Origin of the sequence: Paracoccus aestuarii (assembly GCF_028553885.1) — a bacterium.
Taxonomy (GTDB): Bacteria; Pseudomonadota; Alphaproteobacteria; order Rhodobacterales; family Rhodobacteraceae; genus Paracoccus; species Paracoccus aestuarii.
This window is the reverse complement of sequence record NZ_CP067169.1, coordinates 1,971,672-1,985,583: the sequence shown is the minus strand read 5'-3', so window position 1 is coordinate 1,985,583 and position 13,912 is coordinate 1,971,672. Positions and strand designations below refer to the sequence as shown.

Here is a 13,912-nt window from a genome sequence, read left to right as displayed (position 1 = left end):
GAACGCCATGTTCGACAAGATCCTGATCGCCAATCGCGGCGAGATCGCCTGCCGCGTCATCGACACCTGCCGCCGGATGGGGGTGGCGACGGTCGCCGTCTATTCCGATGCCGACCGCGCCGCCCGCCATGTCGAGATGGCCGACGAGGCGGTGCATCTGGGCGGCCCGGCCCCCGCCGACAGCTATCTGCGCGGCGACCGGGTCATCGCGGCGGCGCGCGCCACGGGGGCGCAGGCGATCCATCCGGGCTATGGCTTTCTGTCCGAGAACCCGGATTTCGTCGATGCCGTCACCGCGGCGGGGCTGGTCTTCATCGGCCCCTCGGCCGATGCGATCCGGGCGATGGGGCTGAAGGATGCCGCCAAGGCGCTGATGGAACAGGCGGGCGTGCCGGTCGTGCCGGGCTATCACGGCACGGATCAGGACCCGGGCCATCTGGCGGATCAGGCCGCGCGGATCGGCTATCCGGTGCTGATCAAGGCCGTGGCGGGCGGCGGCGGCAAGGGGATGCGGCGCGTCGACGACCCCGCCCGCTTTGCCGAGGCGCTGAACAGCGCGCGGGCCGAGGCGCAGGGCGCCTTCGGCAACCCCGCCGTGCTGATCGAGAAATACATCCTCCAGCCCCGCCATATCGAGATGCAGGTCTTCGGCGACGGCAGCCGCGCCGTGCATCTCTACGAACGCGACTGTTCGCTGCAGCGCCGCCACCAGAAGGTGATCGAGGAGGCCCCGGCCCCCGGCATGACGCCGGAGGTCCGCCGCGCCATGGGCGACGCCGCCGTGCGCGCCGCCGAGGCGATCGGCTATGCCGGGGCAGGCACGATCGAATTCATCGTGGACGGCGCCGACGGCCTGCGCCCCGACGGCTTCTGGTTCATGGAGATGAACACCCGCCTGCAGGTGGAACACCCCGTGACCGAGGCGATCACCGGCATCGACCTGGTCGAATGGCAGCTGCGCGTGGCCAGCGGCGAATCCCTGCCCGCCCGACAGGAGGAGATCACGGTCACCGGCCATGCCTTCGAGGCGCGGCTCTATGCCGAGGACGTGCCGGCGGGGTTCCTGCCTGCCACGGGGCGGCTGGCGCATCTGCGCTTTCCCGATGCCGCGCGGATCGAGACAGGGGTGCGGCCCGGCGACGTGATCAGCCCCTGGTATGATCCGATGATCGCCAAGGTGGTGACGCATGGCCCGACCCGCGCCGTGGCGCTGCAGGCGCTGGAACGCGCGCTGGTCGATACCGAGGTCGCGGGGTCGGTCACCAATATCGACTTCCTGATCGCCTTGGCCCGCCATCCGGGCTTTAGGCGCGGCGATGTCGATACCGGCCTGATCGCCCGCGACATGAATGCCCTGCTGGCCCAGCCCGATGGCGATGCCCGGGCCATGGTGCTGGGGGTGATCGGCCTGGCCGGTCTGGCCGATCCGGGCAGGCGCGGGGGCGTGACCCTGTGGCAGCCGCTGCGCCGGACCGTGACATGGGATGGTGGCCAGGCCCTGCTGGAGGTTCTGGGCCCCGGCGCCGCCCGCGTCACGCTGGACCGCCCGCACGAGGTCCGCTGGCAGGGCGGGCGCTGGTGGGTGGATGGCGATCTCTGCCGCGACCGGATCGTGGCGCATGATGCGGGGATCAGCGTCTTCGGCGGGCGGGTCGTGCATCTGACCGCGCTGGACCCCTTGGACCGCCAAGGCGCGGATGGCGGCGGCGACGGGCTGACGCGGTCGCCCATGCCGGGGCTGGTGCGCGCGGTGGACGTGGCCGCGGGCCAGGCCGTGCGCGCCGGCGACCGCCTGGCCGTGCTGGAGGCGATGAAGATGGAACATGCCCTGACCGCGCTGCGCGACGGCGTCGTGGCCGAGGTGCTGGTGGCCGCGGGCGATCAGGTCGAGGCCGGCGCCCCCCTGATCCGGCTGGAGCCCGAGGATGGCTGAGCGGGTCGAGATTTTCGAGATGGGCCCCCGCGACGGGCTGCAGAACGAGGCGCGGCTGATCCCCGCCGCCGACAAGATCGCGCTGGTCGACATGCTGTCGGCCGCGGGCTTCGCGCATATCGAGGTGACCAGCTTCGTCCCCGCGGCCTGGGTGCCGCAGATGGCCGACGGCGCGCAGGTCATGGCCGGGATCGCGCGGCGGGCGGGCGTCCGCTATGCGGCGCTGACGCCGAACCTGCGCGGCTATCACGCGGCGCGGGCGGCGGGGGCGGACATGGTGGCGGTCTTTGCCAGCGCCTCGGAAGGGTTCAGCCGGGCGAACCTGAACGCCTCGATCGCCGACAGCCTGACGCGGATGGAACCCGTCGCGGCGCAGGCGCGGGCCGACGGGGTTGGCCTGCGCGGCTATGTCAGCGTGGTGACGGATTGCCCCTTCGACGGGCCGACCCCGCCCGATGCGGTGGCCCGCGTCGCCGCCGCCCTGCGCGACATGGGCTGCGACCAGATCAGTTTGGGCGACACGATCGGCCAGGCCCGCCCGGAGGCCATAGACGCGATGCTGGCCGCCGTGCTGGAGGAGCTGCCCGCCGACCGGCTGGCCGGGCATTACCACGACACGGCCGGGCGGGCGCTGGCCAATGTCGATGCCAGCCTGGCGCGCGGGCTGCGGGTCTTCGACGCGGCGGTGGGGGGGCTGGGGGGCTGTCCCTATGCGCCCGGCGCTGCGGGCAATGTCGCGACCGAGGCCTTGGCCGACCATCTGGCCGCCCGGGGCTATGACCACGGCCTGGACAGGGCCGCCATCCGCCGGGCCGCCGATTTCGCCCGCAGCCTCAGAAAGCGTCCCGATGCCTGAGACGATCCGCATCGACACCGATGACCGCGGCGTGGCCACCCTGTGGCTGGCCCGCGCCGACAAGCACAACGCCCTGTCGCGCCCGATGATGGACGAGCTGACCCAGGCCGCCGCCGATCTGGGCGCGGATCCCCGCGTGCGCGTGGTGATCCTGGCGGCCGAGGGCGCCAGCTTCTGCGCGGGCGGCGATCTGGGCTGGATGCGCCAGCAGATGCAGGCTGACGAGGCCACCCGCCGCGAGGGCGCGCGGGCGCTGGCCGGCATGCTGTCGGCGCTGAACCTGATCCCCAAGCCGGTCATCGCGCGGGTCCAGGGCAATGCCTTTGGCGGCGGGGTGGGGATGATGGCGGTCAGCGATATCGTCATCGCCGCGGACCAGGCGCGGTTCGGGCTGACCGAGGTGCGGCTCGGGCTGATCCCGGCGACGATCGGCCCCTATGTCCTGGCCCGCATGGGCGAGCCTGCGGCCCGGCGGGTGTTCTTTTCCGCGCGCCTCTTCGATGCGGCCGAGGCGCAGGCGCTGAACCTGGTGGCCCGTGTCACCACCCCGGATGCCTTGGACGCCGCCGTCGAGGCCGAGGTCGCGCCCTTTCTGCAGGCCGCCCCCGGCGCGGTGGCCGCCGCCAAGGCCCAGTGCCGCGCGCTCGGGCCGCGCATTGACCGCGATGTGATCGAGGACAGCATCGACCGCTTGGTCGCGGTCTGGGAAGGCACCGAGGCGCCGGAAGGCATCGCCGCCTTCTTCGACCGCCGCAAGCCCGCTTGGCAGGCATGAAAAAGGCCCGCCGCGGAATGCGCGGCGGGCCCCCGGACCGATCGCCTTGCGATCACATCCCCTGATAGAGCGGGTAGCGCGCGCAGAGCTCCTTGACCTCGGCCGCGACGCGGGCCTCGATCTCGGCATTGCCGTCCTCGCCATGGGCGGCCAGGCCGTCCACGACCTCGACGATCCAGCGGGCGATCTGGCGGAACTCGGCCTCGGCGAAGCCGCGGGTGGTGCCGGCGGGGGCGCCCAAGCGGATGCCCGAGGTCACGAAGGGCTTTTCGGGGTCGAAAGGCACGCCGTTCTTGTTGCAGGTGATATGAGCGCGGCCCAAGGCGGCCTCGGTCGCCTTGCCGGTCACCTTCTTGGGGCGCAGGTCGGCCAGGCACAGATGGTTGTCGGTGCCGCCCGAGACGATGTCGATGCCGCCCTTCATCAGCTCATCCGCCATGGCCTGGGCGTTCTTGACCACCTGCTGGGCATAGGTCTTGAATTCCGGGCGCAGCGCCTCGCCGAAGGCCACGGCCTTGGCGGCGATCACATGCATCAAGGGGCCGCCCTGCAGGCCGGGGAAGACGGCGCTGTTCACCTTCTTGGCGATCTCGGCGTCATTGGTCAGGATCAGACCGCCCCGCGGTCCGCGCAGCGATTTATGCGTGGTCGAGGTGACCACATGCGCATGCGGCACCGGCGAGGGATGCGCCCCGCCCGCGACCAGCCCGGCGATATGGGCCATGTCGACCATCAGATAGGCGCCGACCTCGTCCGCGATGGCGCGGAAGGCGGCCCAGTCCCAGGTGCGGCTGTAGGCGGTGCCGCCCGCGATGATCAGCTTGGGCTTGTTCTGGCGGGCGCTTTCGGCGATCGCCTCCATGTCCAGCTGCTGGTCCTGCTGGCGCACGCCATAGCTGACCACGTTGAACCACTTGCCCGACATGTTGACGGGCGATCCGTGGGTCAGGTGGCCGCCGGAATTCAGGTCCAGCCCCATGAACGTGTCGCCGGGCTGCAGCAGGGCCAGGAACACGGCCTGGTTCATCTGGCTGCCGCTGTTGGGCTGGACATTGGCATATTCGCAGCCGAACAGCTCCTTGGCGCGCTCGATCGCCAGGGTCTCGGCGATGTCAACATACTGGCAGCCGCCGTAATAGCGCTTGCCCGGATAGCCTTCGGCATATTTGTTGGTCAGGACCGAGCCCTGCGCCTCCATCACGGCGCGGCTGACGATGTTTTCGGATGCGATCAGCTCGATCTCGTCGCGCTGGCGGCCCAGTTCCTGGGTGATGGCGCGGGCGATGTCGGGGTCACGGCTGGCCAGATCCTCGGTGAAGAAACCATTGTCGCGGGTGGGGGCGTTCATCGGTCTCGCGTCCTTTTCATGACTGGGGCGGCTGCGGATGGGGGCCCTTCTAACGCAACGTCCGGGATGCGGAAAGTGACAAAACGACCGCCGGGGTGCGGCATGCGACCCGCGGGGCTTGTCATCGGCGCGGCCCCGCGTGATGGTGCGGGCCGATCAGGGGAGACAGGCGCGATGACGCCCAACGTGCATTTCACCGCCAGCCATGCCGAACCCGCCCGCCTGGCGCTGGCGCGGCTGATCGACCGCTATGGCCAGGCCGATGCGGCGCGGGCCGATGTGGTGGTCGCGCTTGGCGGCGACGGGTTCATGCTGCAGACGCTGCATGCGACGCGGGGGCGCGGGGTGCCGGTCTATGGCATGAACCGCGGCACGGTGGGGTTTTTGATGAACGCCTATGCCGAGGATGACCTGCCCGACCGCCTGTCCTTGGCCGAGGAGACCACGATCAACCCGCTGCGCATGCGCGCCACCTGCGCCGACCAGACCTGCCACGAGGCCTTGGCCATCAACGAGGTCAGCCTGCTGCGCGAGGGCCCGCAGGCCGCCAAGCTGCGCATCCATGTCGATGGCCGCCTGCGGATGGAGGAGTTGGTCTGCGACGGGGCGCTGGTTTCCACCCCTGCGGGATCGACCGCCTACAACTATTCCGCGCATGGGCCGATCCTGCCGATCGGATCCGAGGTGCTGGCCCTGACCGCCATCGCGCCCTTTCGCCCGCGTCGCTGGCGCGGCGCGCTGCTGCCCAAGGATGCCGAGGTGGTGGTCGAGGTGCTGAACCCCGAACGCCGCCCCGTCATGGCCGATGCCGACAGCCGGTCCGTCCGCCACGTCACCCGGGTCGAGATCCGCAGCGCCTGCGACATCAGCCACCGCCTGCTGTTCGATCCGGGGCATGGGCTGGACGAGCGCCTGCTGCGCGAACAGTTCGTCTGACGGATCAGCCTGCGCAGATCTGCTGCAGCGCCAGCCATTGCGCGTCGGTCAGCATGTCGCGCATGGGCGCGCCGCGCATCGGATCGGCCTCGATCAGCGGCATCAGGGTCGCGCCGGTCGGGTCCATGCTGCGCGCATAGGGTTCGGTGGACAGGCCGCGCTGCGCGAAGGCCGCGGGGATCAGGGCCAGGTCGGGGCGCGGATTGGGTTGGGCCAGCATCGCCTCGCCGAAACCCGCCATCGCCTCGCGGGGCAGGGTGCCCAAGGTCATCAGCCGCAGCGACGCCATCAGCCCCGCATGGCGCAGCGCGTCCAGCGTCACCTGCCGATCCTCGACCGCCAGCGATGCGGCGATCAGATGGCCCGCCCCGGCCTCGGGGCCGGGCGATGCCGCCAGCAGGTCATGGCCCAGCACGAACAGCCCGCCCGGCAGGCGCAGCGCGCCGTTCAGGGGGCCGGGCACGACCTGGACCATCGCATCATCGCCCAGCAGACGCGGCGTGATCCAGTCCAGCACCTGCTGGCCGGAATTGCGGCGGCAGACGGGGCCGGCGCTGCGTTCCATGTCGGTCAGGATGGCATGGCCGATCGCACGGGCCTGGGCGGGCGGCGCGATCGAGGCCGCGTGCCGGATCAGCGCATCGGGCAGCCAGACGACCAAGGCCGCCAGCATTGCCAGCGCCGCCAGAACCGTCACCACCCCGCGCAGACGGCCGGGGGCCTTGCGATGGGTGGCGATGGCGCGCTGCACGCGCTCGATCGCCTCGATCATCAGGGGGTCGTCGATCTCGACCGTCTCGTCGGGGGCCGATGCGCTTGGGGTATAGATCGCGGGCAGGCGACCCGGGTTCAGCCGGGCGACGGCGGGCAGGGACCAATGCGACAAGGGCCTGTCCGAGGTCGGGTCCATCAGGGTCAGCGTCGCCTCGCCCACCGACACGATGACCTCGCGCGCGCGGGCATCAGGGGTCTCGCGCCACGAGCCCTGCGCCTCGAGGCGCTGGAATTCGGTCAGGGCAGTCATGGCGCAGGTCGGTTCCGGGGTGATCGGGGGGCTGGCCCGACCATAAGCCCCTGAGCCGCAGGGTCAATCGGCCGTTTCGGCGATGGACATGCCCTTTTCGCGCGCCAAGGCCCGCATCCGGTCCTGCAGCTTTTCGAACGCGCGCACCTCGATCTGGCGGATGCGTTCGCGCGACACGCCGTAACGGCTGGACAGATCCTCCAGCGTCATCGGGTCGTCGCGCAGGCGGCGCTCCATCAGGATGTCCTTCTCGCGGTCGTTCAGCACGTCCATGGCGCTGACCAGCATGCGGCGGCGGGTGTCCAGCTCCTCGGATTCGGCATAGCTTTCGGCCTGGTTGGCATCGGTATCCTCCAGCCAGTCCTGCCACTGTGCCGCGCTGTCGCCATCGCCGGACCCGACCTGCGCATTCAGCGAGGCATCGCCGCCCGACAGGCGGCGGTTCATGTCGATCACCTCCTGCTGGGTGACGTTCAGCTCGGTGGCGATCTGGGCGACGTTCTCGGGGCGCAGATCGCCCTCCTCCAACGCGCCGATCTTGGATTTGGCCTTGCGCAGGTTGAAGAACAGCTTTTTCTGCGCGCTGGTGGTGCCCATCTTGACCAGCGACCAGGACCGCAGGATGTATTCCTGGATCGAGGCGCGGATCCACCACATCGCATAGGTCGCCAGACGGAAGCCCCGCTCGGGGTCGAAGCGCTTGACCGCCTGCATCAGGCCGACATTCGCCTCGCTGATGACCTCGGCCTGGGGCAGGCCATAGCCGCGATAACCCATGGCGATCTTGGCAGCCAGGCGCAGGTGGCTGGTGACCAGCTGATGCGCGGCCTCGCTGTCCTCGTGGTCGGCCCAGGCCTTGGCCAGCATGTATTCCTGTTCCGGCTCCAGCAGGGGGAACTTGCGGATCTCCTGCAGATACCGGTTCAGACCCTGTTCGGGACTGGGAGCGGGAAGATTTCCATAGGACGCCATGACCACACCTTTCGCAGAGACCTCCCAACGCCGCCTTTCGTCGCGGGGTTCCGGACAGGATGCCGCGGCGGGGGAACATCCCTAAGTGGGAAGCGCTCACATTCGCGTCAAGAGGCGGGCGTCACGATGGTGCGGCGCGCATCAGGTCCAGAAGGCCCTGCATGTCGGGTGGCAGGGGGCTGTCGAAGGACAGGTCCAGGCCGCTGACCGGATGGACGAAGCCCAGATGCGCCGCATGCAGCGCCTGACGCGGAAAGGCCCGCGCCGCATCCGCCGCCGCCCCGAGCGCCCGCACCGATGCCCGACGCGCGCCGCCATAGACCGGGTCGCCGATCAGCCCCAGCCCGCAATGGGCCATGTGCACGCGGATCTGATGCGTGCGCCCGGTCTCCAACCGGCATTCGACCAGCATCGCGGCGGGCGGGCGGCCAAAGCGTTCCACCAGCCGCGCGCGGGTCACGGCATGGCGGCCTTGGGGCAGCACCGCCTGTTTCTGGCGGTCGGTCGGGTGGCGGCCCAGATGGGTGGCGATGCGCAGGGTGGCGCCTTCCTCGAAGGTGACGCCGGGGGTGCCGCGCAGCCGCGGATCGGCCGCGTCGATCACCCCATGCGCCAGCGCCAGATAGCGGCGGCGCGCGCTGTGGGCCTCGAACTGGGCGGCCAGGCCGTGATGGGCGCGGTCGGATTTCGCCACGACCAGCAGGCCCGAGGTGTCCTTGTCGATCCGATGCACGATGCCGGGACGACGCTCGCCCCCGATGCCTGACAGCGAATCGCCGCAATGGGCCAGCAGCGCATTGACCAGCGTGCCCGACGGGCTGCCCGGGGCGGGGTGGACGACCATGCCGGCGGGCTTGTCGATCACGATCAGGTCATCATCCTCATGCGCGATGACCAAGGTGATCGCCTCGGCGCGGGTCTCGACGGGTTCGGGGGGCGCCAAGGTGATGCGGTATTCCTGACCCTCGGCCACGCGGGCCTTGACGTCGGTAGCGGGGCCGTCCGGCCCAGTGACCGCCCCTTCGGCGATCAGCCGCGCCAGGCGCGACCGCGACAGGGCCGCATCCTCTGGCACCGCCAGCGCAAGCGCCTTATCAAGCCGGTCGGGCGGGTTCGCCGGGATGGTCACGGAAAGGATCGACATGGCGGGGGATGATACCGACTGGAAGGAGGCCGCGAAAGCCGTCCCCGAACTGCGCTTTCTGAAGGCGCTGGTGACGGGGCTCAGCCTGGTGATGGGCCTGGGGATGGTGGCGGTGGTGGCGATGCTGTGGCTGCGGCTGAACCAGCCGCCGCTGCCCGATCTGCCCGAAACCATCGCCCTGCCGCAAGGGGCCGAGGCCCGCGCAGTGACGTTTTCGGCGGACCGGATCGTGGTCCTGACCGCCGATGACGCCGTCTTGGTCTATGACCGCGCGGGGGGGCTGGTGGGGCAGGTGGTGCTTCAGCCCTGATCGGGCTTGGCGGCGGTGTCGATCGCGTCCAGCCGTGCCTTCAGCTCGGCATTTTCGGTGCGGGCCTTGATGGCCATCTCGCGCACGGCCTCGAATTCCTCGCGGGTGACGAAATCGCGATCGGCCAGCCAGCGGTCGATCCAGCCCTTCATGGCGGTCTCGGCCTCGGTGCGGGCGCCTTGGGCCACGCCCATCGCATTGGTCATCAGCTTGGACATGTCGTCGAAGAAACGGTTCTGGGTGGTCATCGCGCTAGGCCTCTTGTCCTTGGGTCGCATCCTATATGGTCCGGGCGGCGTCCGGGTTCAATGTTGACACCGCGCGCTTGGTGACTAGCGTGCCCGCCACATCCAGACCCGAGGCCCCATGATCTCCTTTCCCGACATCTCGCCCGAGATCTTCACGCTGAACCTCGGGGGGTTCTCGCTGTCGCTGCGGTGGTATGCGCTGGCCTATCTGGCGGGCCTGATCCTGGGCTGGCGGCTGATCGTGCTGATGATGCGCCGCCCGGCGATCTGGGGCGGCACGCCGCCCACCCGCCCCGAACGCGTCGACGACCTGCTGACCTGGGTCATCCTGGGGGTGATCCTGGGCGGGCGCTTAGGCTTCGTGCTGTTCTACGAGCCGGGATACTACCTGGCCAATCCGGGCCAGATCCTGCAGGTCTGGCAGGGCGGGATGAGCTTTCACGGCGGTTTCGCGGGCGTGATCCTGGCGACATGGGCCTGGGCGCGCCGCCAAGGCGTGCCGGTGCTGCGCCTGGCCGATGCGATGGCCGTGGTGGCGCCGATCGGGATCTTCTTCGGCCGCATCGCCAATTTCATCAATGCCGAGCTGTGGGGCCGCCCCACCGACCTGCCTTGGGGCGTGGTCTTTCCGGGCGAGGCCGCCCAGTTCTGCCCCGGCGTCGCGGGCCCCTGCGCGCGTCATCCCAGCCAGCTCTACGAGGCCGGGCTGGAGGGGTTGCTGCTGGGCCTGATCCTGCTGGCGGTGGTGCGGGGCGGGGGTTTGCGCCGTCCGGGCCTGGCCTTCGGGATCTTCCTGGCGGGCTATGGCCTGGCGCGGATGTTCGTCGAGCTGTTCCGCGTCGCCGATTTCCAGTTCATCACGCCCGAGAACCCGCTCGGCCATGTGATCGGCGGCCCGGTGATCGGGCTGACCATGGGGCAGGTCCTGTCGCTGCCGATGGTGGTGATCGGGCTGGCGCTGATCTGGCGCGCCCGGTCGCGGCCGCCCGTCGCCCCGTGACGCCGCTGACGCGGCTGATCGCGGCGCGGATCCGCGCCACAGGGCGCATCAGCCTGGCCGAATACATGCGCATCTGCCTGTTGGACAGCCGCCACGGCTATTATGCGACCCGCGATCCCTTCGGCGCGGGCGGCGATTTCATCACCGCGCCCGAGATCCACCAGATCTTCGGCGAGATCTGCGGCCTGGCCCTGGCCCAGGCCTGGATCGACCAAGGCCGCCCCGGGGATGTCGCCCTGCTGGAGCCTGGCCCCGGGCGCGGTACGCTGATGGCCGACATCCGCCGCACCATCGCTCGCGTCCCCGGCATGGCCGATGCCGCGCGCAGCCTGATGATCGAGGCATCCCCCCATCTGCGCGCCGTCCAGCGCGACCGCGTGCCCGGTGTCCAGCACCTCGAGCGCGTCGAGGATATGCCGGCCATCCCCTTGTTCATGATTGCGAATGAGTTCATCGACGCCCTGCCGATCCGTCAGTTCCACCGCGGCGAGGACGGCTGGCGCGAACGGCAGGTGGGGCTGGACGCGCAGGGCCTGACCTTCGGCCTGGGGCCGGTCGTGCCGCTGGACCGCCCCGGCAGGCCGGGCGACATCGTCGAGGAATGCCCCGAGGGCGCGGCCTTCGTCCATGCGGTCGCGGCCCGCATCGCGGCGCATGGGGGGGCGGCGATCCTGGTCGATTACGGCGGCTGGAACGGCTATGGCGACACGTTCCAGGCGCTGCGCGATCACCGGCCCGATGATCCCCTGGCCCATCCCGGCCAGGCCGACCTGACGGCGCATGTGGATTTCGCGCCCTTGGCCGCGGCGGCGCTGCGGGCGGGGGCGGCAGTGTCGCGACCGGTCACGCAGGGAGGGTGGCTTCTGTCGCTCGGCGCGGGGGAACGGGCGGCGCGGCTGGCGGCGGCGGGGGATGGCGGGGCGATGGCCGCGCTTCGGCGCTTGACCGATCCGCAGGAAATGGGACATTTGTTCAAGGTCATCGCGATATGGCCGCGGGGTGCGCCCCCGGTCCCCGGTTTCGAACCGCTGGAGGCCCATGCAGACAACGCTTGAGATCCTGACCCATCCGCTGCTGTCGCCCGTCAAGCACGGCTTCTTCACCCGCAAGGGCGGGGCGTCCTCGGGCCTGTTCGCGGGGCTGAACTGCGGCCGCCGCTCCACCGATCAGAGCGAGATTGTCCTGGTCAACCGCGCCCGCGTCGCCGCCGCGATGGGGGTGGATGCGGGGCTGCTGGCGACGGTCAAGCAGGTCCATTCCGCCGATGTGGTCACGCTGGACCCCGGCGACGCGATCGACCGCGTCAAGGAGATCCGCGCCGATGCCATCGTCACCGCCCGGCGCGACGTGGCGCTGGCCGTGCTGACCGCCGATTGCCAGCCCATCCTGCTGGCCGATGCCGAGGCGGGCGTCGTGGGGGCCTGTCACGCGGGCTGGCGCGGCGCCATCGGCGGCGTGATCGAGGCCACCGTTGCCGCCATGCGCGCCCAAGGCGCCACGCATATCCGGGCGGTGATCGGCCCCACCATCAGCCAGGCGAATTACGAGGTCAGCGAGGAATTCATGGATGAATTCCTGGCCGATGACGATGCGAACGACCGTTTCTTCGCCGGGGGTCCGGCGGGGCGGCCGATGTTCGACCTGCCCTCCTATGGGCTGATGCGGCTGCGCGCGGCGGGGGTCGAGGCCGAATGGTCGCGCCATTGCACCTATGCCGACCCGGACCGCTTCTTCAGCTATCGCCGCGCCACGCATGAGGGGCAGGCCGATTACGGGCGGCTGATCAGCGCCGTCGCGTTGTAGCGCAGGGGCGGCGGCACCCTGCGCACCGGCGCGGGCCGCAGCGCGCGGCGCAGCGCCATCTGCGCCGCGGCCCCGATCAGCGCCGCCACCTGCCCGATGACCAGCGCGATCAGCCCCGCCGCCAGCATCGCCATGTCGGTCAGCCGGTGCATCAGCCGCAGCGCACGGGCCTTGCCCAGCACGGTCAGCACGCGCGTCGTGTCGGGGCCCGCGGCGTCGCTCAGCCGCGCCAAGGCGCGCAGCTGCGCGGGGTCGTCGGCCAGGCGGAGGATGGGCAGAACCTCGGCGGGCGAGGTCCGCCCCGCGATCCGCTGCAGATCGCCCGCGATGCCGCCCAAGGCGCGCGCCGGGTCGGGACCCCGCGCCGCCCGGACCAGCGCGCGCGACATGCCGGGGCTGAGCGCATCGGCACGGCGGGCGACGCGCAGGGTGGTGGCGGCGGTCTTCAGATGCAGGCTCTGGCCCGCCGTGGCCAAGGTGCCCGCGGTGGCGGCCAGGCCCAGGGTCGCCAGCGCGGCCTCGATCCCGTCGGGATCGCCGCCCGCGGCCCAGGCATGGCCTTGGCGCATCAGGGCCGCCGCATCGCCCGCGGGCGACAGCTCGAAGGGCAGGGTGCAGGCGGCCACCAGCGTCAGGCTGGGGCATTGCGTCACATCCATCATGCAGGCCCCGCAATCGCCCATCATCCGCCACGCGCCGGGTGACAGGGCCTCGCGCAGCCGGGCGTCCAGCGCGGCGGGCAGGACCGTGCCCTGATCCCGCGCCAGGTCGGACAGGACCTGCAGCATGGGGTGGTCATCGGCCTGCAGTGCCGCCTCGATCCGGGGGATCAGCCAGTCGGGGCTGGCCTGGGCCGCCGTGGCGCGGATCAGCGCGGCGCGGGCCTCGGACAGGCCGCGTTCGGTCAGGGGCGCCGCGAAAGGGTGTTGCGACAGCGCCCAGCCCGCTGCCAGCAGCGTCGCCACCGCCCAGGCCAGCAGCGCCAGACGGGCCAGCGCGCGCATGGGTCAGCAGGCTTCGCGGACCCGTTCCTCGACCACCTCAAAGGGGACGGCGGGCAGGTCCTTGGCGCCGCGGATCACCAGCGAGGTCTTGACCGAGGCCACGTTCGGCGCCGCCGTCAGGCTGTTGGTCAGAAACCGCTGGAAGGTCGACAGGTCCGGCGAGATGCATTTCAGGATGAAGTCGATCTCGCCGTTCAGCATGTGGCATTCGCGCACCAGCGGCCATTCCTGGACCAGTGCCTCGAAGGCCGACAGGTCGCGTTCGGATTGCTGGGCCAGGCGCACCATGGCAAAGACCTGCACCTCGAATCCCAGCTCGCGGGCGTCGATATCGGCGTGATAGCCGCGGATATAGCCCAGCTCCTCCAGGGTGCGGACGCGGCGCAGGCAGGGCGGCGCCGAGATCCCGACGCGGCGCGCCAGTTCGACATTGGTCATCCGGCCATTGGCCTGCAATTCGGCCAGGATCTTGCGGTCGATGTCGTCGAGTCTGGCGCCGGCCATGGATGTCTTTCTTTTGTCAGGTCTTGGCGTTGCCGGAAACTACAATGCCGCCCCG

15 protein-coding genes are annotated in these 13,912 nt (G+C 70.6%); 8 read left to right on the top strand and 7 right to left on the bottom strand.

Features of this window, described 5'->3' with window-relative positions; all coding sequences use genetic code 11:
* Nucleotides 1-7: 7 nt before the first annotated feature.
* Genes JHW48_RS10120 through JHW48_RS10110 form a run of 3 tightly spaced genes read left to right on the top strand, consistent with a single transcriptional unit; the run spans nucleotide 8 to nucleotide 3,564 of the window.
* Nucleotides 8-1,933 carry an acetyl/propionyl/methylcrotonyl-CoA carboxylase subunit alpha gene (locus tag JHW48_RS10120; RefSeq protein ID WP_119886183.1) on the top strand — a complete coding sequence of 642 codons (1,926 nt, stop codon included), beginning with the start codon at nucleotides 8-10 and terminating at the stop codon, nucleotides 1,931-1,933.
* On the top strand, nucleotides 1,926-2,789 hold the full coding sequence (locus JHW48_RS10115) for a hydroxymethylglutaryl-CoA lyase (protein ID WP_119886184.1): 864 nt from the start codon (nucleotides 1,926-1,928) through the stop codon (nucleotides 2,787-2,789). Before JHW48_RS10120 ends, JHW48_RS10115 begins: the two co-directional genes overlap by 8 nt.
* Nucleotides 2,782-3,564: a crotonase/enoyl-CoA hydratase family protein gene (locus JHW48_RS10110; RefSeq protein ID WP_119886185.1), complete on the top strand. Its 783-nt coding sequence runs from the start codon at nucleotides 2,782-2,784 to the stop codon at nucleotides 3,562-3,564. The genes JHW48_RS10115 and JHW48_RS10110 overlap by 8 nt, the downstream gene beginning before the upstream one ends.
* 52 nt (nucleotides 3,565-3,616) lie before the next feature.
* On the opposite strand, the gene glyA is transcribed toward JHW48_RS10110, so the two are convergent.
* Complete coding sequence (glyA, locus tag JHW48_RS10105; RefSeq protein ID WP_119886186.1) at nucleotides 3,617-4,912, bottom strand: serine hydroxymethyltransferase; 1,296 nt, start codon at nucleotides 4,910-4,912, stop codon at nucleotides 3,617-3,619.
* A 174-nt stretch (nucleotides 4,913-5,086) separates the two neighbouring features.
* On the opposite strand from glyA, the gene JHW48_RS10100 reads away from it, so the two are divergent.
* A complete protein-coding gene (locus JHW48_RS10100) occupies nucleotides 5,087-5,848 on the top strand; it encodes an NAD kinase (RefSeq protein WP_119886187.1) in 762 nt (253 codons plus the stop codon).
* Nucleotides 5,849-5,852: 4 nt separating this feature from the next.
* Here JHW48_RS10100 and JHW48_RS10095 read toward each other — a convergent pair whose 3' ends face one another.
* The 3 genes from JHW48_RS10095 to JHW48_RS10085 all read right to left on the bottom strand — a co-directional run bounded on the left by JHW48_RS10095 (nucleotide 5,853) and on the right by JHW48_RS10085 (nucleotide 8,988).
* The gene (locus JHW48_RS10095) at nucleotides 5,853-6,872 is read right to left on the bottom strand and encodes a hypothetical protein (RefSeq protein WP_119886188.1); all 1,020 of its coding nucleotides are present in this window, start codon (nucleotides 6,870-6,872) and stop codon (nucleotides 5,853-5,855) included.
* Between the two features lie 63 nt (nucleotides 6,873-6,935).
* Nucleotides 6,936-7,844 carry an RNA polymerase sigma factor RpoH gene (rpoH, locus tag JHW48_RS10090; RefSeq protein ID WP_119886189.1) on the bottom strand — a complete coding sequence of 303 codons (909 nt, stop codon included), beginning with the start codon at nucleotides 7,842-7,844 and terminating at the stop codon, nucleotides 6,936-6,938.
* Nucleotides 7,845-7,965: 121 nt separating this feature from the next.
* Entirely contained in the window at nucleotides 7,966-8,988 is a 1,023-nt protein-coding gene (locus JHW48_RS10085; protein ID WP_119886190.1) for an RluA family pseudouridine synthase, read from the bottom strand.
* Between JHW48_RS10085 and JHW48_RS10080 the strand changes: the two genes are divergently transcribed.
* Complete coding sequence (locus tag JHW48_RS10080) at nucleotides 8,987-9,298, top strand: DUF6476 family protein (RefSeq protein ID WP_119886191.1); 312 nt, start codon at nucleotides 8,987-8,989, stop codon at nucleotides 9,296-9,298. The two genes, JHW48_RS10085 and JHW48_RS10080, sit on opposite strands and share 2 nt — an antisense overlap.
* Here JHW48_RS10080 and JHW48_RS10075 read toward each other — a convergent pair.
* The gene (locus JHW48_RS10075) at nucleotides 9,289-9,546 is read right to left on the bottom strand and encodes an accessory factor UbiK family protein (RefSeq protein ID WP_119886192.1); all 258 of its coding nucleotides are present in this window, start codon (nucleotides 9,544-9,546) and stop codon (nucleotides 9,289-9,291) included. The two genes, JHW48_RS10080 and JHW48_RS10075, sit on opposite strands and share 10 nt — an antisense overlap.
* Nucleotides 9,547-9,664: 118 nt before the next feature.
* Here JHW48_RS10075 and lgt point away from each other — a divergent pair, with 118 nt between their 5' ends.
* Genes lgt through pgeF form a run of 3 tightly spaced genes read left to right on the top strand, consistent with a single transcriptional unit; the run spans nucleotide 9,665 to nucleotide 12,349 of the window.
* Complete coding sequence (lgt, locus tag JHW48_RS10070; RefSeq protein WP_119886193.1) at nucleotides 9,665-10,546, top strand: prolipoprotein diacylglyceryl transferase; 882 nt, start codon at nucleotides 9,665-9,667, stop codon at nucleotides 10,544-10,546.
* Nucleotides 10,543-11,601, top strand: a complete 1,059-nt coding sequence (locus JHW48_RS10065) for a class I SAM-dependent methyltransferase (RefSeq protein WP_272835593.1) — start codon at nucleotides 10,543-10,545, stop codon at nucleotides 11,599-11,601. Before lgt ends, JHW48_RS10065 begins: the two co-directional genes overlap by 4 nt.
* The gene (gene pgeF, locus JHW48_RS10060; RefSeq protein ID WP_119886984.1) at nucleotides 11,585-12,349 is read left to right on the top strand and encodes a peptidoglycan editing factor PgeF; all 765 of its coding nucleotides are present in this window, start codon (nucleotides 11,585-11,587) and stop codon (nucleotides 12,347-12,349) included. The genes JHW48_RS10065 and pgeF overlap by 17 nt, the downstream gene beginning before the upstream one ends.
* On the opposite strand, the gene JHW48_RS10055 is transcribed toward pgeF, so the two are convergent.
* Both JHW48_RS10055 and JHW48_RS10050 read right to left on the bottom strand, forming a co-directional pair.
* Complete coding sequence (locus JHW48_RS10055; protein WP_119886983.1) at nucleotides 12,316-13,353, bottom strand: hypothetical protein; 1,038 nt, start codon at nucleotides 13,351-13,353, stop codon at nucleotides 12,316-12,318. The two genes, pgeF and JHW48_RS10055, sit on opposite strands and share 34 nt — an antisense overlap.
* 3 nt (nucleotides 13,354-13,356) lie before the next feature.
* Nucleotides 13,357-13,857, bottom strand: a complete 501-nt coding sequence (locus tag JHW48_RS10050; protein ID WP_119886982.1) for an Lrp/AsnC family transcriptional regulator — start codon at nucleotides 13,855-13,857, stop codon at nucleotides 13,357-13,359.
* Nucleotides 13,858-13,912 lie beyond the last annotated feature (55 nt).